Source organism: Noviherbaspirillum humi (assembly GCF_900188095.1).
Classification (GTDB): Bacteria; Pseudomonadota; Gammaproteobacteria; order Burkholderiales; family Burkholderiaceae_D; genus Noviherbaspirillum; species Noviherbaspirillum humi.
On the sequence record NZ_FZOT01000008.1, the window covers coordinates 134,899 to 154,741 of the forward strand.

A 19,843-nucleotide genomic window follows, 5' to 3' on the forward strand; every position below is an offset into this window, starting at 1 on the left:
CGTGCACGGAATCCATGATCCCCTGCAGGGCAAAGGTAACGTCAGAGAGCTGCTGCGTTCGCAGGACTGGCCCGGGTTTCCCATCGGACATCCCTTGCAGTGGCCCGCACCGCTCAGAACCGCGCTCCAGCTGATGCTGGACGCAAGCCAGCCCATGTTTCTCCTGCTCGGGCCGGAGTTGCTCCTTTTCTATAACGACGCCTACGCCACTCTGCTTGGCGCCCGGCACCCGGCAGCGATGCTGCGGCCGTTACATCAGGCCTGGCCGGAAGCGATGCACCGCTGGCGGTCGCTGATCGATCGCACGCTCCAGGGCGAGCCATGCAGCGGCGAGCAGTCGCCGCCGGACGTGCCGCCGAATGGGCCGCCCGGGCAAGGCCGCTTTTCATTTTCGCTGCTGCCGGTACGGGAAGATGGCGGCGCCGTATCCGCCATCCTGAGCATCTGGACCGAGCTGGAGCGCCGCATGGTGCAGGAGGAAAACCTGCGCGTGCTGCTCGGGCAGACCGCCCGGGCGCTATGGGAAACCGACCCCGACGGCACGATCATCGGCGATTCGCCTTCTTGGCGCCGGCTCACCGGGCAAACTCGCGAGCAATGGCTGGCGCAAGGCTGGATCGATGCCATCCATCCCGAGGACCGCAACTTCGCCGCCCAGCAATGGCGCGACGCCATCGCGACCGGCATGCCCCTGGAGCTCGAGCTGCGGCTGCGGCTGGCCTCGGGCGACTGGCGCTGGGTGGAGTTGCGCGCGGCGCCGCTGCCGGCCGGCAATGGCGGCATTCGCAATTGGCTGGGCATGATCATCGACATCGAACGCCGGCGCAGAGCGGAAGAAGACCTGCTGCGGGCGGTGCACGAAGCGGCCGCCGAGCGGCGCCAGCTCGACGCCGTGCTGGAGGCCGCGCCGGTCGGCATCATCGTCGCCGATGCGGACGGCGCCCTGGTTCGCATGAATTCCGAAGTCAAGCGCATCTGCGGCGTCGATTGTCCGCTCTCGCGCTCGGTCGCCGAGTATGGCCGGTGGAAAGGCTGGTGGGCCGACGGCAGCGAACGCCACGGCGAGCCGCTGCGGGCGGAAGACTGGCCGATGTCGCGCGCCCTGAAGGGCGAGCGGGTGCAGCACGTCATGATCGAATTCGAAGCCTGGGATGCCAGGCGCCAGCGCTGCATCCTGCTCATCAGCGCCGCCCCGATCCAGGATGGCGAGGGCAGCATCACCGGCGCGGTGGTGGGCGTGATGGACCTCACCGACCATGTGAGGGTGGAAGCCGAGCTCCGGCAAAGCCAGGAACGGTTCCGGAAGATCGTCAGCCAGGCCGCCACCGGCGTGGTGGAGGCCGACGCCGCCGGCATCATGACCCTGGTGAACCAGAAATTCTGCGACATGCTGGGTTATTCGGAAGCGGAGCTTATCGGCAAGACCGTCGTCGACATCACCGCGCCGGATTCGGTGCCGCATACGCTGGAAGCGGTGGCGCGGCTGGCGGCGGGCGGGCCGGACTTCGTGATCGAGAAGCAATACCGGCGCAAGGATGGCACGCTGATGTGGGCCACCAGCAGCGTCAATGCGATGCGCGGCGCCGACGGCGACTACCAGGGCCTGGTCGCCATCGTGGTCGACATCACCGACCGCAAGATGGCCGAGGCGCGGGTCAGGCATGCTTCCCTGCACGATACGCTCACCGGCTTGCCGAATCGCGCCATGCTGTTCGAATACGCCAGCCACCTCTTGCCGCACAATCGCCGCACCGGCCAGCGTGCGGCGGTGCTGTTCATCGATCTCGACCGCTTCAAGCCGATCAACGATACCCATGGCCATGAAGCGGGCGACCAGGTGCTGAGGGAAGTCGCCGCACGCCTGGCCGCCAGCCTGCGCGCCGAGGACATCGTGATCCGTCTGGGCGGCGACGAATTCATCGTCCTGCTGCAGGACATTCACGATGCCATCGAAGCCGCGGAGGTGACACGCCACGCCGTCGCCCGCATCAGCACGCCTTATCACGTGGGCGAACTCGCCCTGTCGCTCTCGGCCTCGGTCGGCATCAGCCTGTTCCCGGAAGACGGCCAGGACATCGACACCCTCATCAGCCATGCCGACCTGGCGATGTACCAGGCCAAGCAGGCCGGCCGCAACAATTTCCAGTTCTATTCCGCCGCCTGCGCCGCCGGCGCTCGGCAGCAGATCGCCATCGAGCAGCAGCTCAAGGCCGCCCTGCACGACCGCGCCTTCCACCTCTGCTACCAGCCGGTGGTGGACATCGAAAGCGGCGAGGTGGTGAGCGCCGAGGCGCTGCTGCGCTGGCCCAACCGCGACATCGGCCCGGACCGCTTCGTGCCGGTCGCCGAGGCCACCGGCATCATCAATCCGATCGGCCGCTGGCTGCTGCGGGAAGCGTCGCGCCAGTACCGCAGATGGCAGGATCACGGCTTGCCGTCGATACCGATCGCGGTGAACGTGTCGGTGGTGGAGTTCCGCGACCGCGACTTCGCCGGCCGCTTCGAGCGCACCATGCGCGAATACGGCATCGATACCGATGCGCTGCAGCTGGAAGTCACCGAAACCGCCATCATGGACGATGTCGACCATGCCGTCGCCATCCTCTCCAGGCTCAAGGCCCTCGGCGTGAAAATCCTGCTCGACGACTTCGGCACCGGACACTCCAGCCTGGCCTATCTCGCGCGCCTGCCTTTGAACAAGGTGAAGATAGACCGCTCCTTCGTCGCCCCGCTGACGCACGACGTCGCCAGCCAGGCGGTGACCAACGCCATGATCGCGCTCGGCCGCACGCTCGACCTGGAAGTGGTGGCCGAGGGCGTGGAATCGAAATCGGTGCTCGACTACATCGGCGCCCATGGCTGCAAGCAGGCGCAGGGCTTCTATCTGGGACGGCCGATGCCGGGGGAGGAGTTCGAGGTCTGGTATCGGCAGCGCGCGCAGGGGGTCTTGCCGCCGCCGCACTCCATCGGACTGCGCTGCCATTAGTGCACGAGACCTTCGGCTGCAAGCGGCAGCCGGCTTGCCGTAGGCGTTCGTCCTACACCCCCGTCACATTCCACGACACAAAAAGCTCCCATCGCCGACTGTTCAACCGCTCCGGCAATCGTTAACTTGGCAGGGTCGATGCGAACCTGCCGTCGGCCTCGGAGCATAGGCACCCGACAATTCAACCCCTTGGAGAGAAGAATATGGAGACGGCGACGATTCACAAACTGGAACAGGATCCGGGACAAAAAACCGAAGTGCTGGCTTTCCGGCTGGGACAGGAGGAATACGGCGTGGACATCCTGAAAGTGCAGGAGATCCGTGGTTACGAGAACGTCACCCGAATCGCCAACGCGCCGGACTTCATCAAGGGCGTGGTCAACCTGCGCGGCCTGATCGTGCCCATCGTCGACCTGCGCATCCGTTTTCAGCTCGGCGCGCCGGCCTACGACCAGTTCACCGTCGTCATCATCATCAACATTCACGGCCACACCATCGGCATGGTGGTCGACGGCGTTTCCGACGTTACCGCCCTGTCCGCCGAACAGATCAAGCCGCCTCCCGAAATGGGCGGCGCCGTCGACACCGACTATCTGCTTGGCCTGGCCACCCTGCAAGACCGCATGCTGATCCTGCTGGACATCGACCGGCTGATGTCCGGCGCCGAGCTCGGGCTGGCATCACGCATCGCCGCCTGACTGGTCTGACCCGCTCGACGGGATTTCACCCGATATTTCACCACCCAGGAGAAAGCCACCCCGACGTCGACGGAGCAGGACTGGGATCAGTTCTGGTCCGCTCGACTCGCGCCGCCCAGAGCGGCCGAAACACGATGCCCCATTCATGGGGCATTTTTTATTCAGGAACGCGTGTGAGCCGACGGAGCGCATCGGCCCCGAGTCTCTGCATGACACGACCAGGTCGCGCATCGCAATGCCTCAATCCTGGCTGCTTTCTACAGCGCCGCCTTCCTGCACGGCGAGATTGCGCCAGGCGACGGGTGCGTCATCGATGCGGATCACCCCCATGCTGGTGTGGGTCGAGCGCGCGTCGCTGTTCAGGATTTCGTACGCGCGCACGGCGATGAATCGGTCGCCGGTAAAAAGAATGAATGAACCGAACATGAAACACGAAGGCGAGGAACTGTATTTCATGGCTGCGCCGAAGCTGGGGAAAATCGATTTATTATCATCTCCGTGCAGCGCAGGTCGGTTCGGTACCTGACATTTCGTTCAATGCGGTATCCCTTCAATCTCCTGGGATGACTGAACCCGTTGGCAGCCATCCCTGCACCGCGATGCCGGCCGACGGTGCGGCCCGCAGGGCTGCCACCTTCCCGGATTCGGTCCCGGTCAGGTATTGAACCTGATTGTCATGTCATGCTCATGACAGCTTCCGCAGCGCTTTCAGCCGGGAACCCGCTCGTCGGCAGACCGACCGCCAAAACATCGGTTCGAAGCCGCGCCGCTGCGGATCCGCCCTGCTGCCGGCATCTATGTCAGTTACTTAACAGACAGACGCATGCCATATCTTTATTCTTGATCAAGGCTTCCGAGACTTGTTGAATCGGTACGCCAAGCAGAATCACGCATACCCGCTTCTTTTCCTGTACCAGAATCTCCACCGCTCGAATCGCCATGGCTACGCCACAAAAAACAATGCCAGCCCAATCGCCGGAAGAAATCGAGGCATTCAGAGCCTGGCTGGCGCTGCGCCAGCGTGAATATACGGTCGGTCCTATCGGCATTTCCGGCACGGCGGGCGGCATGAATGAATGCTTTTTCGTGCTGCGCCGGGCTGGCCAGTCGCTCGGCCTGTGCCGCTCGATTCAGGAAGCGCTCGACAAGATAGGCGACCCCGCCTTGCTGCAGGCCTAGCGCCTGCACCATTAGCGCCTGGGCATGGCCTCGCATCCTCCCGTTTCCTTTCCTTTCGAACCCAATTTGAGAAACCGTCCATCGACCGCGACGCTTCGACACCGGCAATGAGCGTCATCCCTTCTTCACCGGCCGAATGCGCCAATCTGCTGCTGTCGATGCTCCCCGACGCGGATTACCAGGCGCTCTTGCCGTACCTGGAACTGATCGACACCCCGATCGATTTCATGTTCTTCCGGCGCGACCAGCCCATCCGCCATGCTTACTTCCCCCTGCGCGGCGCGCATTCGGTGCTGGCCACCATGGAAGACGGCTCCATGGTGGAAATCGCCACGGTGGGTTACGAAGGCTTTTCCACGGTCGACCTGCTCCTGGGCAGCAGGCTAGCGACGGAAACCATGGTCTGCCAGATGCCGGGAGCGGCATTGAGCCTGCCGGCGGCGGTGTTCCAGCAGATGACGGACGGCGATACGCCCCTGCGCCGGCTGTGCATGCGCTATCTGCAGGCCTATCTCTGCCAGATTTCCCAGTCGGTGGCCTGCAACCGCCTGCACGACCTGCAGAACCGGCTGGCGCGCTGGCTGCTCATCAGCCACGACCGGGCGCAGCAGGCGGAACTGCCTCTTACCCAGGCCTACCTGGCCGTGATGCTCGGGGTGCAGCGCCCCAGCGTCAGCTTCGCCGCCACTTCGCTGCAGCGCGCCGGCCTGATCGAATGCCGCCGCGGGGTCATCCGCATCCTCGACCGGAAAGGGCTGGAAGCGGTGTCCTGCGAGTGCTATGCCACCGTGAAGCGGCAGTTCCACCGCTTCCTGGGCAAGGACGGCTGATAGCGCCGGCGCTTGCGCCGGGACGTAGCGGCCGCCGGCGATTTTTCTCCCTTCGCTTCCTTGCGCGCGGCGATTGCCGGCAGTCGCTCCAAGCCGGTATAGTTAGCCTGGCGCAGCAAAAACCCAAAACAACGAAGGAGACATCCCATGCGACCCCGCCTGTGCGCAGCCGTCCTTGCCTGCCTGTTTTCCGCTGCGGTCCATGCCGCCCCGATCACCATCGTCACCTCTTTCCCGAAAGAGATCACCGAGACCTACAAGAAGGCCTTCGAGAAGAAGTATCCGGACATCAAGGTCGAGATCCTGAACAAGAACACCGTCGCCTCCCTCGCCTACGTCAAGGAGAACGCGCCGGGTCAGCGGCCGGACATCTTCTGGGCCTCGGCGCCCGATGCCTTCGAGGTGATGTCGCGCGAGAAGCTGCTAGAGAAGGCGCCGGAGGTGAAGAACCCGGCGGCGCCGGCGAAGATCGGCAACTATCCGATGAACGACCCGGAAGACCTGTACTACGGCCAGGCGCTGTCCGGCTACGGCATCATGTGGAACACCCGCTACCTGAAGGCCAACAACCTGCCGGCGCCGGCCGAATGGAGCGACCTGACCAAGCCGGCCTATTTCGGCCACGTGGCCACCAGCTCGCCCTCCCGCTCCGGCACCACCCACCTGACGGTGGAAACCATCCTGCAGGGCGAAGGCTGGGACAAGGGCTGGACCCAGCTGCTGCAGATCGCCGGCAACTGCGCGGCCGTGACCGAGCGCTCCTTCGGCGTGCCGGACGGCGTCAACAGCGGGCAGTTCGGCATCGGCCTGGTGATCGACTTCTTCGGCCTGGCGGGCAAGTACAGCGGCTTCCCGGTGGAGTTCGTCTATCCCAAGGTGACCTCGGTGGTGCCGGCCAGCATCGGCCTGATCGCCGGCGGCAAGAACCCGGCGGATGCAAAGAAATTCATGCAGTTCGCGCTGTCGTCCGAAGGCCAGCTGCTGCTGCTCGATCCGAAGATCTCGCGCCTGCCCATTGTTCCCTACGACAAGCTGGGCGGCAAGGTGCCGGCCGGCTACCCCAACATTTTCGAGGTGGCGCAGAAGTCCAGGGTGCAGTTCGACTCGGAGCTCGCGGAGAAGCGCTACCACGTGGTGACGTCCATGTTCGACCAGACCGTGACCTTCCGCCTGAAGGAGCTGCAGGCGGCGACCAAGGCCATCCACGAAGCGGAGAAGAAGCTGGCCGCGAAACCGAACCCGAAGGCGGCGGAACTGCTGAAGCAGGCGCGCGACACCGCCTATGCGCCGGTGGTGGACGAGGCCCAATTGAAGAAACCGGGCTTCCTCGATCCCTTCCTGAAGTCGGTTTCCAAGAAGACTGAGGGCGGCAGCCCGCTCGCCGCCATCGAGGAGCAGTGGAACACCCGGGCCAAGGCCAATTACCAGAAGGCCCTGGAGCTGGCGCAGCAGGCAGCCGCCATGTGATGCCCGCGGCGGCCGGATGAGCGGCCGCCTTCCTGCCCTCTCGCCTTCCTCAGCCCATGCATGCACGCCCTTCCCCCGCCACCCTCGGCGTGGCGCTGCTGATCGCCGCGCTGCTCGCCCTGTTCCTGATCCTGCCGGTCGGCACTGTGGTGCTCACCGCCTTTGACGACGGCGCCGGCGGCTTCACGCTCAGCCATTTCACCGGCTTCTTCGGCCAGTCCCTGCTGCGCGAGTCCTTCGCCAACAGCCTGGCGGTGTCGCTGCTGTCGGTGCTGTTCGCCTCCCTGATCGCGGTGCCGCTGGCCTACTTCACCGTGCGCTTCCAGTTCCGGGGCGCCATCCTGATCCAGACCCTGGGCGTGCTGCCGCTGATCATGCCGCCCTTCGTCGGCGCGGTGGCGCTGCAGCTCATCTTCGGCACCAACGGCAGCGTCAACCTGCTGCTCGACGAATGGCTGGGCTGGCGCCTGCCGCTGATGCAGGGGCTCACCGGCGTGGTGTTCGTCGAAAGCATCCATTACTTTCCCTTCATCCTGATGAACCTGACGGTCGCCCTGCGCAATATCGACGGGGCGATGGAGGAAAGCGCGCTCAACCTCGGGGCGCGCGGCTGGCGGCTGTTCCGGCGGGTGATCTTCCCGCTCGCCATGCCCGGCTTCCTCGCCGGCGCGGCGCTGGTCTTCATCAAGGTCTTCGACGACCTCGGCACGCCGCTGGTGCTCGGCACCACCAACATGCTGGCGCCGCAGGCGTACCTGCGCATCACCTCCATCGGCATCAACGATCCGCTCGGCTACGTCATCGCCTTCATCATGATCGGCTTCTCCATCCTGGCGCTGTGGCTGTCGGCGCGGGCGATGCGCGACCGCGACTACAGCACCGCCCAGAAGGGCGGCGCCTCGCTGCAGCGGCGGCGCCTGTCGCCCGGCCAGGCGCTGCTCGCCTATGGCTGGATAGGCCTGGTGCTGCTGGTGGTGCTGTCGCCGCACCTCGGCCTGCTGCTGCTGTCCTTCGCCAGGGTCTGGAGCTTCTCGGTCCTGCCGGATGCCTTCACGCTGCAGCACTACGGCACGGTGATGGAGGATGCCGCCGGCATGGTGGGCAATACCCTGCTGTACTGCGGCCTCGCCGCCTTCCTCGACGTGGCGCTCGGCGTTGCGATTGCCTACCTGATGCTGCGCACCCGCCTCGCCGGCCGGCAATGGCTGGACTTCGCCGCCAGCGCCGCCCTCGCCATTCCCGGCGTGGTGCTGGCCATCGGCTACCTGCGCTTCTTCCGCGGCGCGAAGATCCCGTTCACCGAAATCTACCTGACCCAAACCTGGGTGCTGATCATGATCGCCTACGCGGTGCGGCGCCTGCCCTACGCGCTGCGCTCCTGCGTGGCGGCGCTGCAGCAGATCAGCCTCAGCCTGGAGGAAGCGGCGCAGAGCCTCGGCGCCACCCGGGCGCGGACCATCCGCCGCGTGGTGCTGCCGCTGATGGCCGGCGGCATCCTGGCCGGCTTCGTCAGCAGCTTCATCACGGCGGCGGTGGAACTCTCGGCCACCCTGCTGCTCACCACCGCCGAATCGCAGGCGCCGATGAGCTATGGCATTTATCTCTACATGCAGAGCGTGTCCGGACGCGGGCCAGGCGCCGCGCTCGGCGTGCTGGCGGTGCTGCTTGTCGCGGCAGGCACGTTCGCTTCGCATTGGATGCTGGAGCGCGGCACGGCGAACGAACGGGCGGACGCGCTGGCCGCCGATCCCGCCGCGCCCATTGCGCCGGCGCTTCCTTCCGCCGCCGCTCCCGCGGTGCAACCGAAACCCATCCTGTCGAGCGAGCCTGCCGAATGACGCCCCTGAAGAAGATTCCCATCGAATGCCGCAGCATCGGCCTTTCCTACGACGGCGGCAAGACCGAAGTGCTGAAGGACATCAGCCTGCGCATCGAACCCGGCGAATTCTTCGCCTTGCTCGGCCCGTCCGGCTCCGGCAAGTCCACCCTGCTGCGCCTGATCGCCGGCTTCAACCGCCACCAGCGCGGCGAGCTGTTGGTCGATGGCCGCGACATCAGCGCCACCCCGCCGCATGCCCGCAACATCGGCATGGTGTTCCAGAGCTATGCGCTGTGGCCGCACATGACGGTCTGGGACAATGTCGCCTTCGGCCTGGTGGAGCGCCGCATGAGCAAGGCGGTGATCAAGCAGAAGGTCGGCGCCGCGCTGGAACTGGTGGGCCTGTCGCAGTATGCGCAGCGCCGCCCCGGCCAGCTCTCCGGCGGCCAGCAGCAGCGGGTGGCGCTGGCGCGCACCATCGTCATCGAGCCGCAGGTGCTGCTGCTTGACGAGCCGCTCTCCAATCTCGACAAGACCTTGCGGGTGCAGATGCGCCAGGAGCTGCTGGCGCTGCAGCGCCAGCTCGGCATTACCACCGTCTTCGTCACCCACGACCAGGAAGAAGCCATGACCACCGCCGACCGCATGGCGGTGATGGAGGGCGGCGTGGTGCAGCAGGTGGGGACGCCGGCGGCGCTGTTCGATTATCCGGTGAATGCGTTTGTGGCGGGGTTCGTGGGGACGACGAATCTGGTGCAGGGGGAGATTGCGGCGGGCACAGGGAACAGCCTCTCCTTCCGTGCGCCCGCATTGGGCGAATTGGCATTGCCTGCGACGTCCGCCGACGCCCTACCGGGCAAGGCGACACTGAGCTTCCGGCCACATACCGTCAAGGTGGCTCGTGTGGGCGACGCATGCGAACATCGCTATTTCTGGCTCGACGGTAAAGTAGAGCATGGCGAGTTCCTCGGCGAGTTTGTGCGGTACCACGTCCGCGTGGGCACCATGCTCTTCGCCGCCGACCAACTGCATCACGCAAGCATGCCTGGCTTTACAACCGCTTCTCCGATACGGTTGGGGATAGACGTCTCGCAGATCAGGATATTGGCGGCCTGAGAGCGCGTTTCAAGCCTGCATGGAAGCATGGGGTTTGATACTCGCTAAAAACTCCTGCACCTTATCCACGCTGATCGGTTTCACCAGGTGGTGATGGAAGCCCGCCTCCGCGGAGGCCTTGCGGTCCTTTTCCTTGCCGTACCCGGACAAGGCGATGAAGACAGCGTTTTCCGCCGTGCCGCTGGCGCGCACCGCCTTCACCAGTTCATAACCGTTCATGCCCGGCAGCCCGATGTCGAGCAGATAAATGTCGAATGCGCCCTGCCGGTGCCGGTCGAGCGCGGCGAGGCCGTCGTGCTCGACTACCGTCTGGTAGCCCGCGTCCCGCAGCAGAACGCCCATCATCAGGGCCGCATCGGCGTTGTCGTCCACGATCAGGATGCGCAATCCGCTCGGTGCCGGTGCGGCTTGCACGAGGTCGATAGGCGCCAACGATTTCATCGGCACCCTTGCTTCACGCCGGACGTCCTCCGCCCTCTGGCGGGGAAGCGTGAGGACGAAGCTGCTGCCGCGTCCCGTGCCTTCGCTGTCGGCACGGACAGTGCCGCCATGCAGTTCAATCAGACTCTTGACCAGCGAGAGTCCGATGCCGAGGCCGCCTTCCGTGCGGTCCAGCGGCCGCTGTCCCTGGTAGAACAGGTCGAACGCATGGCTGATGAGCTGCGGCGCCATGCCGATGCCGTTGTCCGCCACGCATATCGTCACCCGGTCTGCATCCGCATCCATGCTCAGGCTGATTCGCCCTCGGTCAGGCGTGTACTTGGCCGCATTGCTCAGCAAATTGGCAATCACCTGAACCAGCCGATTATGGTCGCCTTGAACATGCACCTCGTCGTAACCCAGGTCGAGCACGAAGCGATGGCGGCGCTGCTTGAACAGGTGATTGACCTGGTCGACGGCATCGGCGATCACGTGATTGAGGTCGAGACTGACCCGCTCGAGCTCGATGTGGCCGCGCGTGACCCGCGATACATCGAGCAGGTCGTCCACGAGATGAGCGATATGCTGCACCTGCCGCGTAATAATGCTGCTCGGCTGTTCGAGCATGGGGTCCTGCGCGGCACGGGTCGTCAGAAATTCGGCCGCCGCGAAAATCGGCGCCAGGGGATTCCGCAATTCATGGGCAAGCATCGCCAGAAATTCGTCCTTGCGGGCGTTCTCCGCCTTCAGCGTCTCGTTCGCCGTCTCCTGCCCATGGATGTCGGTATTGGAGCCTATCCATTCAATGATGCCGCCATTCGCATCCTTGACCGGGACGGCGCGCACCAGCGTCCAGTGATATTCCCCCGAACGGTGCCGCAAGCGGCTCTTGGCTTCATAGGGCGTGCCGTCCGCCACGCAGCGTTGCCAATGAACGGCGTTGACCGCCCGGTCATCCGGGTGTACCGCCTCCCATCCCGCCAGCGAATCTTGCGGCAGGCCGGTGAAGTCGTACCACTGCTTGTTGAAGAAGTTGGTGGCGCCGTCCGGCGACGCGGTCCAGATCATCTGCGGCACGGCATCGATGATGGCCCGGGCTCGCCTTTCGCTTTTCCGCAGTGCCGCGGTCGCTTGCACTTCCTGCGTGACATCGGATCCGACGACAATGATGCCGAACACTTTCCCGGCCGCGTCGCGCAGCGGCTGGAAGATTAAGTTCATGTAGATCTGCTGCGGCACTCCATCGGCGGCTTGCGTTCGGAAAGGCATCTGGTGTCCGACGTGCGGTTCGCCAGTCCGGTAGACGCGGTCCAGCAGGTCGCCTAGCTCAGCGCTTTCAGGCACGGCCTCGCGGAACGCCTCGCCGATGATGGCGCGGTCGCCGAATATCCGCTTGTTCGCCGCATTGGAGATTTCGAACCGGTGTTCCGGTCCCACGAGCACTGCGATCGGAACCGGCGCCTGCTCGAAGATTCCCTTCAGCCGCGCAATCTCGGCGATTGCCGCATTATCGGCATGTAATGGATGCCGCAGCGGTTCGCAGATGACCAGCAGCCCGCCGAAGGCGTCTCCGGCGCCGACAGGAGAGCAGGAAACGTTCAGCCGGAGCGGGTCAGCGCCGCCGCGCGCTCCATGCGCCGGGAAGGGCAGGCTCTCGATGCGGGCAGGTTGCCCGGCCATCGCCCGGCCGATCAGCGCTGAAATCGCTTCCGAGGCCTCCGGCGCGATCTGGCTCAGGCTCATGCCCAGCGCCTCGGGATGACGGCGCGCGACGATGTCGATGAAGGCATCGTTGTAGAAGCAGGTCTGTTCTTCTCCCCACACGAGGAAAATCGGAAGACGCGCGGCAAGCAGCGTGTTCAATGCCGCCTTCAGCACGGGCGGCCACGCTGCGGGTTGGCCCATCGCCGTGCGCGTCCAGTCCAATCCCCGGATGTGGCCTGCCATTTGTCCGGTTCCATTCGGCAGGAAGTCGAAATCAGAAGCGACGCAGGCAGACATCTCGACTCACCAGTTTGTTGTGGTAAATCAATATTAAGACAGTTGAGCTCTGCTGGCTATAAGCGCGTCACGGGTGTTCCGCAGGAGTTGACGGTGGAGCGGGCATGAACCCAGGGGCGGCCAGATTTGGCGAATGCCTTGCTGGCAGATGCCCATTTCGGCCGTTCCCTCTGGCGGCCTCGAATGGGCACCCTGACAACGGCACTGGCCATGGTCGCCATTGCTGCGCCGTTGGCTTGTCACCATCGCTCCCCGGTTTCCGAAGGTATGAATTATTGTCATGCCAACATGCAAATGTTGCTGCCTGGAAGACTTGCGCAAGTGAGGGCGCACGAAACTAGCGCTCGGCTGCAAAGCGCCGGAAAGCACTCGATCCTCGCTGACAGGTCAACATCCGTTGCCAGCATCGGGACCGCCCATGCAAATATTTCGGCGCATGATTCATGGGTACTATATATTTGCTTGCATTCAACAAAATGGGGCAGCCATGGTTGATTCTCCTTTCTGGTTAACCGGTTTCTTTCCCCCGGAAGGCGGAGAAATGGCGCAGCGTATCGCCAATATCGACTGGACGGCGACGCCCCCGGGGCTTCCGCGCGACTGGCCCGCCTCATTCAAGACCGCGCTGAACATGATGCTGGCCGCGCGCTTCCCCATGTTCCTGGCATGGGGTAACGAGCAGACCTTTTTCTACAACGACGCCTTCATCGACATTCTCGCGGCGCGCCACCCTGATGCGCTGGGACGCCGCTTCGGCGATCTGGCGGATGGCACCCGCGAAGCCATTTCCGACCTCGTGGGCAAGGTCTTTTCCGGAGAGTCCGTTATTCATGAAGGCCTCCCCTTCCCCCTGAAGCGCGAGGAATTAGAGGACACCGATCGGTTTACCGCGTCGTACTCGCCTGTCTGCGACGAAGCCAATACGGTATGCGGCGTGCTTTGCATTTGCATGGAGACGACACATCAGGTCGACACCAACCAGGCGCTGCAAGCCGAGATCAATTGGATGCGCAATATGTTCGAGCAGGCGCCGGCGCCGATGGCGGTCCTGCTGGGCCCGGATCACTGCTACGAAATCTCCAATCCCGCCAACCAGGCCTTCCTCGGAAATCGTCCCGTCATTGGACGAGGAGTTAAAGAATTATTTCCTGAAGTGATTGAACAGGGTTTCACCGACATCCTGGACACGGTGTATCGAACGGGCGTGCCATTCAACGGACGTGACATGCCGATCAATTATCAATCTGCCGATGGCACGCCGGCGCTGGTCTACATGAATGTGATCTATCATCCGATTCGGGACCATCATCACGACATCATCGGGATTTTCGTCATTGCTGCTGACACCACACACGCAGTGACTGCCACCCAAGCGCTCAAAACCAGCGAGGCGCGGCTGCAATCCCTGATCAATACCATTCCGCAGCTGATCTGGTCCGTTTCCCCTAAAGGAAAACCAACCTATTTCAACCAGCAGTGGTACGCATTCACCGGCATGCCCGATGGCGCGCTGAATGGCTGGGACGCCGTGCATCCGGAAGACCGCGAGCCGAACCTGGCGCAGTGGAAAATCAGCGTCGTGCAGGGCACGACCTACGAAGTGAAGAACCGGCTGCGGCACCATTCCGGCGAGTACCGCTGGACCCTTGTGCGCGCCGTGCCTGTCCGGGATGAGGCGGGCCGCATCACCGAGTGGATCGGCTCCAATACGGATATCCATGCGCAGGAGCTGGCCTCCGAGGCGCTGAATGAAATTGATGTCCGCAAAACGGAGTTCCTCGCCATGCTCGCCCACGAGCTGCGCAACCCGCTGGCGCCGATCAGCGCCTCGGCGGAACTGTTGTCATTGCGTGCCCGGGGCGACCCGCCCCTCGTGAACGCAAGCGCCATCATCAGCCGGCAAGTGGAACACATCGTGCGACTCGTGGAGGATCTGCTGGACACTTCCCGCGTGACGCGCGGCCTGGTGAGACTCGACCGCCGGCCGCTGGACATCAAGCAGGTGATCGCCGACGCCGTCGAGCAGGTGCGGCCCGCCATCGAACGGCGCAAGCACGGGCTCACGCTTGATCTCGGCGCCGACCCGGTCTACGTTTTCGGCGACCACAATCGGCTCATTCAGGTCGTGGTGAACTTGCTCGACAATGCCGCGAAATATACGCCTGACGGCGGGCGGGTCAGTGTGACGATCGACGCGGATGCCGATGAGGTGAGCTTGTGCGTCGCCGACAGCGGCATTGGCATGGCGCCGGAGCTGGTTCAACATGTTTTCGACCTGTTCTTCCAGGGCGAGCGGCCGCTGGACCGCGCTCAAGGCGGCCTGGGTATCGGCCTTTCCATCGTCAAGAGCCTGACGGAACTCCATGGCGGACGCATCGCGGCATCGAGCCCGGGCCCGGGACAAGGGAGCCAATTCCGGTTGACGCTGCCGCGACGGTCTTCCATTGAAGCCCCCGAGGCGACCCGTCAAAGCGTGAACGAAGCTCAATCGCCCCGGCTGCGCATCCTCATGGTGGACGACAACGTGGACGCCGCCTTCACCATGGCGCTCCTGCTGGAAACCATGGGGCATCAGGTCGTCATCGAGCACAGCGCCGCGGCGGCGCTCGAACAGCATCGCCAGCGCCCCTTCGACCTGTACATTCTCGACATCGGCCTGCCGCGCATGAACGGCTATGAGCTGGTGGGTCATCTGCGCAGCAGCGGCACGGCGCCGGACAGCCTGTTCGTGGCACTGTCCGGCTACGGGCAGGAGCAGGACCGCGAGGCCTCCGCGCGCGCCGGGTTCGACACGCATCTGGTGAAGCCGGCCAATCTGTGGCAACTGCAGGAACTGGTGATGGAGCGTCAGAAGCGCGCAGCCGTGGCGGGAAGTTAGGGCTGTCGCTAGGTGATTACCGCCTGAGCATAAATTTTCTGCAGTTCGTGTCCCTACTAGAGGGGATGCGATCATATCCTGCCTGCAGCGGTATGGAGATCTGGTAACGTTCGTCCCAGGATGAATGTGGCCAGCACAGTCCAAGCGACATCGACTTGGTGGTCTTGCGGCTTGAACACCGCCGCATCTTCCCTCCTGCCTGTTCTATCAATTCGCGCATCGAAGTTCACACCGCAAGGTTCTTCCGCTTGCATGAGGCATTACTATGACATTCATTACGACGAACTTACCGTCCGCTCCTACCGTTCTTGCTCGACTGCCTTCGGAGCAGCCGATCACTCCTCAAAAAGTGGCGCCACCTATTTCAAGACCCACCCCGGTTCAGGCAACACCATCACCGGCGCCCATTGGTGATAGTTGGTGGAGTAAATCCGACAGCTTTCTTGCCCCGCTTGGCATATTGATGCTTGGCTTTCCGTATAACAGAGCGGAAATACAGAAGAGAAAGCAAAAAATAACAAATGAGCTTCTTCCACCGAGTTTAATGAATACCTTTTCCCCTGAAGAGCAAGGCATTCTTCGAAAAGCTGTTGAAGATTCCATGGAAAAAAAGACATGGGGTTTTGGCGATGGAAACGGATCCGAAGAGCACCGGACTGTTATTCAGGCTGCACTCGATAGGATTTACGCCGGGAGAAAAAGGCGATCGGAAAACTCACCTGGAACCAGGCAAGTCTTAATCCCCAATGTGCCGAAAAAGGCTAGCATCGAACCAGCCAAGGACCAGAAAAATCAAGGAGCGTTTTGCACTGTACAGGTTGATGGTTTCGTTTTCCGGGACAAACTTAGCAATCAGAGAACTGTCATCGGCAAGACAACCGGACGGTACCAAGAAAACGGTCAAACTGTTCCAGTGACTGTCGAAGCACAGACCATTATTTCTGCAACTGGTCCAAGTGCCCATGGTTCCGTTTCTAGAGAATCCGCTTCGAAACCATCTGCATTCACTGGCACTGTGGAGAATACTCATCAGATGAGTATTACATCGGAAACAGTAGTAAGGGTCAAAGGCACGGCAATTTGCCGACCGCCTGGTCGTCCGGCGATGGAAACGCATTCTTTGCCAGTGACTCTTCGCATCGAAAAACCTTGACCGTGGCAATGCGCTTGAGCTTAGGCAAAGTGCCGTGCCGGTTTGCCGCAGCCGGAAAGGTCAATTCCTCACCACCCACCGCCGCACTCCCATCACCACGATTTCCTTCGCCCCCGCCTGCCCCGGCGCGACGTTGAAGGCGCTCACCCGCACGTCGATCGGTCCGTTCGGCAGGCTGGCGGTGTCGATATCGAGGAAGCCGCTCTTGCCGTCGAAGGAAGTGGTGAAGCGGCCGTACGACGGGGTATAGCCGTTCGCCGGCAACAGCTCGATGTTCTTGATGCCGGCGCCCTGCACTTCCAGCGTGATGCGTCCGCTCACCGCTTCGCCCTCGAGCGGCGCGGTGACGAGGCGGGCGGTGAAGCTGCCGTCGTTGCCGTTGGCGACGTTCCACTGCCGCGCCGGCATGGCGACGATTTCCACCGCGCCCGGCTGGTTCGCGGTGACGTTGAAGGCGCTCACTCGCAGGCTTTGCGGTCCGTCCGGCATACCGCGGGTATCGAGGTCGAGCCAGGCGTAGCTGCGGTCGGCGGAGACGTTGAACTGGCCGAGGCGCGGCGCGTAGCCGGAAGCGGGCAGCAGTTCGGCATTGGCGATGCCGCTGCCGCGCAGTTCGATACGGATCGTGCCGGAGACGGTGGCGCCATTGCCCGGCGCGTTGGCGATGGCGGCGCTGAAGCCGCCGCTGGCCAGCGGCGCGTTGCTGATGGTCCAGGTGCGCGGCGACATGGCGATGAGCTCGATGGCATTCGGCTGGCCGGCGGCGACGTTGAAGGCGCTGATGCGCGCCGTCACCGGACCGTTGGGCAGGGTTCGGGTGTCGAGGTCCAGCCAGGCGACGGTTTTATCCTGCGACAGGGTGAATACCCCGTAGCGCGGCAGGTAGCCGCTGGCCGGCAGCAGCTCGACGTTGCCCAGATCGATGCCCCTTACCTGGAGGCGCACGAAGCCGCTCAGCACGCTACCGTCCGGCGGCATCGGATTCGCGAACACGGTATAGGGTGCGTAGGGATTGTTGGAGCAGCGCGCGTCGAATGAACAGGAATTCAGCGGACGTCCTTCGGTGGAGTAGACGGTGGGGCTGAGGATGGTGACGCCGCTCGGACTGCCGGCGCTGGCGGCGGGACTCTCGCCTCCGCCACCGCATCCGGTGAGCGCCAATGTTGTGCCGAAGATGAGAGCGATGACGCTGCCGGGCCTGACCATGATTCTTCTCCTTGGTGTCGCGACGCGGAAAACGGGGCCGTCGTACGGCAGCCGTTTCGGGAAAAGATTGGATGGCGGAGCGGACGTTTGGTTTTGCCGGCGGGAAGCCTGCATTTGAGAATCGTCAAGCGGGCAGCGGGTATGAGAGCCTTTGAGCCTTCCGAAAAGCCCTTCGCCATCGAGCTATTCCATCGCCTCGTAGCCAAAGAGGCACGGACACCGCGCTGCTATTCCGCGACGATATGCCGTGCGCGTATCACCTTGGCCCAGGTCTCGGTCTCGGCGCGGATGTGATCGCGGAACTCGGCCGGGCTCATCGCCGTGCGGCTGAGGCCTTGTCCATTCAGGCGCTCCCGCATCGCCGGCTCGTTCAGGATGTCGGCCGCATCGCGCGCCAGCTGCGCCACCACCGCCGGCGGCGTGCCGGCCGGCGCCAGCAGGCCGTACCAGGAAGAGACCACCACGCCCTTGATGCCCTGCTCCGCCAGCGTCGGAATCTCCGGCGCCGCCGGCACGCGTTTCGCCTCGGTGGTGCCAATGGCCACCAGCTTGCCGCTGCGGATGAAGGCGAGCGAGGCCGGCAGGTTGGTGAACATCAGGCCGACCTGGCCGGCGACCACGTCATTGAGCGCCGGGCCGGAGCCCTTGTAGGGCACATGCAGGATGTCGGTGCCGGTCTGCTGCTTGAACAGTTCGCCCGCAAGGTGCAAGCCGCTGCCGATGCCGGGCGAGGCATAGGCCAGAGTATTGGGTTTCGCCCTGGCCAGCGCCACCAGCTCCTGCGCGGTCTTTATCTTCAGGCCGGGATTGGCCACCAGGACGTTGGGCGCCTGGGCCAGCATGGTGACGGGCGCGAAATCCTTCTCGATGTTGAAGGGGAAGCTTGGCATCAGCGTCGGGTTGATGGTCAGGTTGCCGGCGGGGATGACCAGCAGGGTGTGGCCATCCGGCCTGGCGCGCTTGACCCGATCGATGCCGATGTTGCCGGCGGCGCCCGGCAAGTTCTCGACGATGGCCGCCTGACCGTATTTGCGCTGCAGGCCGTCGGCGAGCATGCGCGCCAGGACGTCCACCGGACCGCCTGGCGGAAAGGGAGCGACGAGCGTGAAGCGGTCCTGGCCGAGCTGGCGTTCGGCCGCGCCGGCGCCGGCGGTCTGCGCCCAGGCAGGTACGGCAGCCGTGCTGGCCAGCGCCGCCATCAGGGCGAGCAGCCGTCGGCGTTCAGTCCGGTTGGGTGTCATCGAGTGATGTCCTTTCTTTTTCTTGTCGGGTCGATACGGATGCCATCCGGCGGATGCCTACAGCCCGCCATGCCCGGGTGCGGAACCCGGCCACAGCACCTCGAGTTCCACCCGCAGCGAGCGGGCCAGCCCGTCGAGGTCGGGGAACAGGGTGGCGTTGGTGATGTTCATCCGGTACAGCGCCTTCATCGCCGGCTCGCGGATGGCGCGCGGGATGACGATCTTCTTGATCAGGGTGGCGGAATCGCGGTACTCCTGCAGAATCTCCGGCAGCGAGCGGTCGAGCACGCCGGGAATCACCATGGTGCCGGACTGGGCGGCGAGGCGCTCATCCATTTCGTTCGGCTCGCCGATCCAGAGCACCGGATTTTGATTGGGCAGGAAATAGCGCTCGAAATTGCCGGGAACGGCGGGATCGATTTCCTGGCGCGTGAGGAGCGGGTTGTTGGCCGGCACCGCATCCCACATGCGCAGGGTGTTGAGGGCGAATACCGCCGCATCGCCTTCCGCGCTTTCCAGCGCGAAGAAGGCGGCGACGAAGGCGGATTTGGTGAAGTCCAGCAGCCGGGTCGGCGCGCCGTGATGCTGCATCAGCGCCAGGCAGCGCAGGTCGGTATGCAGCATGGCCGTCTTGGCCAGGTAGTTGTGCGCCTTGCGGCGGAAGATGCGGATCGCGCGTTCTTCCCGGATGCGCCAGGTGGCTGGGTCCGGGATGAAGGCGTTGAAATAGCGCGAGAGCGAGGTCTTCAGCTCCCAGCGCGCATCCTGCTGGCCTCGGAAGGCCCAGCCGTCCAGCTCGGCGGTGACATCGACGAATTCATTCCAGCTCGAAACCCGCAGTTCTTCCAC

14 protein-coding genes are annotated in these 19,843 nt (G+C 63.8%); 8 read left to right on the plus strand and 6 right to left on the minus strand.

The features are described from left to right. The first annotated feature begins 94 nt into the window (after window positions 1-94). The gene (locus tag CHB88_RS13685) at window positions 95-2,986 is read left to right on the plus strand and encodes a sensor domain-containing protein (protein WP_176442463.1); all 2,892 of its coding nucleotides are present in this window, start codon (window positions 95-97) and stop codon (window positions 2,984-2,986) included. A 203-nt stretch (window positions 2,987-3,189) separates the two neighbouring features. Next, window positions 3,190-3,684 (plus strand): chemotaxis protein CheW, encoded by a 495-nt coding sequence (locus tag CHB88_RS13690; protein ID WP_089399894.1) that lies wholly within the window; start codon window positions 3,190-3,192, stop codon window positions 3,682-3,684. A gap of 240 nt (window positions 3,685-3,924) precedes the next feature. Here the strand turns inward: CHB88_RS13690 and CHB88_RS13695 are convergent, their stop codons facing one another. Further along, on the minus strand, window positions 3,925-4,140 hold the full coding sequence (locus CHB88_RS13695; protein ID WP_143131270.1) for a hypothetical protein: 216 nt from the start codon (window positions 4,138-4,140) through the stop codon (window positions 3,925-3,927). A gap of 344 nt (window positions 4,141-4,484) precedes the next feature. Further along, window positions 4,485-4,754, minus strand: coding sequence for a hypothetical protein (locus tag CHB88_RS24510; RefSeq protein WP_143131271.1), 270 nt, complete (start codon window positions 4,752-4,754; stop codon window positions 4,485-4,487). A 216-nt stretch (window positions 4,755-4,970) separates the two neighbouring features. On the opposite strand from CHB88_RS24510, the gene CHB88_RS13700 reads away from it, so the two are divergent. The 4 genes from CHB88_RS13700 to CHB88_RS13715 all read left to right on the plus strand — a co-directional run bounded on the left by CHB88_RS13700 (window position 4,971) and on the right by CHB88_RS13715 (window position 10,095). Next, the gene (locus CHB88_RS13700) at window positions 4,971-5,693 is read left to right on the plus strand and encodes a Crp/Fnr family transcriptional regulator (protein WP_176442464.1); all 723 of its coding nucleotides are present in this window, start codon (window positions 4,971-4,973) and stop codon (window positions 5,691-5,693) included. Window positions 5,694-5,840: 147 nt separating this feature from the next. Continuing rightward, window positions 5,841-7,160: an ABC transporter substrate-binding protein gene (locus tag CHB88_RS13705; RefSeq protein ID WP_089399897.1), complete on the plus strand. Its 1,320-nt coding sequence runs from the start codon at window positions 5,841-5,843 to the stop codon at window positions 7,158-7,160. A 56-nt stretch (window positions 7,161-7,216) separates the two neighbouring features. After that, window positions 7,217-8,998, plus strand: coding sequence for an ABC transporter permease (locus CHB88_RS13710; protein WP_089399898.1), 1,782 nt, complete (start codon window positions 7,217-7,219; stop codon window positions 8,996-8,998). Between the two features lie 5 nt (window positions 8,999-9,003). Beyond that, entirely contained in the window at window positions 9,004-10,095 is a 1,092-nt protein-coding gene (locus CHB88_RS13715) for an ABC transporter ATP-binding protein (protein ID WP_089399944.1), read from the plus strand. Window positions 10,096-10,104: 9 nt separating this feature from the next. On the opposite strand, the gene CHB88_RS13720 is transcribed toward CHB88_RS13715, so the two are convergent. Continuing rightward, the gene (locus tag CHB88_RS13720; RefSeq protein ID WP_089399899.1) at window positions 10,105-12,516 is read right to left on the minus strand and encodes a hybrid sensor histidine kinase/response regulator; all 2,412 of its coding nucleotides are present in this window, start codon (window positions 12,514-12,516) and stop codon (window positions 10,105-10,107) included. 541 nt (window positions 12,517-13,057) lie between these two features. Here CHB88_RS13720 and CHB88_RS13725 point away from each other — a divergent pair. Together CHB88_RS13725 and CHB88_RS24515 are read left to right on the plus strand one after the other, a co-directional pair. After that, the gene (locus tag CHB88_RS13725) at window positions 13,058-15,394 is read left to right on the plus strand and encodes a hybrid sensor histidine kinase/response regulator (RefSeq protein ID WP_176442465.1); all 2,337 of its coding nucleotides are present in this window, start codon (window positions 13,058-13,060) and stop codon (window positions 15,392-15,394) included. Between the two features lie 265 nt (window positions 15,395-15,659). After that, entirely contained in the window at window positions 15,660-16,547 is an 888-nt protein-coding gene (locus CHB88_RS24515) for a hypothetical protein (RefSeq protein ID WP_143131272.1), read from the plus strand. Window positions 16,548-16,607: 60 nt separating this feature from the next. On the opposite strand, the gene CHB88_RS13730 is transcribed toward CHB88_RS24515, so the two are convergent. The 3 genes from CHB88_RS13730 to CHB88_RS13740 form a co-directional block, all read right to left on the minus strand. Next, window positions 16,608-17,753 carry a hypothetical protein gene (locus CHB88_RS13730; protein WP_089399901.1) on the minus strand — a complete coding sequence of 382 codons (1,146 nt, stop codon included), beginning with the start codon at window positions 17,751-17,753 and terminating at the stop codon, window positions 16,608-16,610. Window positions 17,754-17,980: 227 nt separating this feature from the next. Then, a complete protein-coding gene (locus CHB88_RS13735; protein ID WP_089399902.1) occupies window positions 17,981-18,994 on the minus strand; it encodes a Bug family tripartite tricarboxylate transporter substrate binding protein in 1,014 nt (337 codons plus the stop codon). Between the two features lie 57 nt (window positions 18,995-19,051). Continuing rightward, window positions 19,052-19,843: an FRG domain-containing protein gene (locus CHB88_RS13740; RefSeq protein ID WP_089399903.1), complete on the minus strand. Its 792-nt coding sequence runs from the start codon at window positions 19,841-19,843 to the stop codon at window positions 19,052-19,054.

Bases quoted from the DNA above. Each gene is read 5' to 3' on its own strand.
- CHB88_RS13690 (WP_089399894.1), top strand. From the start codon at position 3,190: ATGGAGACGGCGACGATTCACAAACTGGAACAGGATCCGGGACAAAAA.
- CHB88_RS13695 (WP_143131270.1), bottom strand. From the start codon at position 4,140: ATGAAATACAGTTCCTCGCCTTCGTGTTTCATGTTCGGTTCATTCATT.
- CHB88_RS24510 (WP_143131271.1), bottom strand. From the start codon at position 4,754: ATGCCGCCCGCCGTGCCGGAAATGCCGATAGGACCGACCGTATATTCA.
- CHB88_RS13700 (WP_176442464.1), top strand. From the start codon at position 4,971: ATGAGCGTCATCCCTTCTTCACCGGCCGAATGCGCCAATCTGCTGCTG.
- CHB88_RS13705 (WP_089399897.1), top strand. From the start codon at position 5,841: ATGCGACCCCGCCTGTGCGCAGCCGTCCTTGCCTGCCTGTTTTCCGCT.
- CHB88_RS13710 (WP_089399898.1), top strand. From the start codon at position 7,217: ATGCATGCACGCCCTTCCCCCGCCACCCTCGGCGTGGCGCTGCTGATC.
- CHB88_RS13720 (WP_089399899.1), bottom strand. From the start codon at position 12,516: ATGTCTGCCTGCGTCGCTTCTGATTTCGACTTCCTGCCGAATGGAACC.
- CHB88_RS13725 (WP_176442465.1), top strand. From the start codon at position 13,058: ATGGCGCAGCGTATCGCCAATATCGACTGGACGGCGACGCCCCCGGGG.
- CHB88_RS24515 (WP_143131272.1), top strand. From the start codon at position 15,660: ATGACATTCATTACGACGAACTTACCGTCCGCTCCTACCGTTCTTGCT.
- CHB88_RS13730 (WP_089399901.1), bottom strand. From the start codon at position 17,753: ATGGTCAGGCCCGGCAGCGTCATCGCTCTCATCTTCGGCACAACATTG.
- CHB88_RS13735 (WP_089399902.1), bottom strand. From the start codon at position 18,994: ATGACACCCAACCGGACTGAACGCCGACGGCTGCTCGCCCTGATGGCG.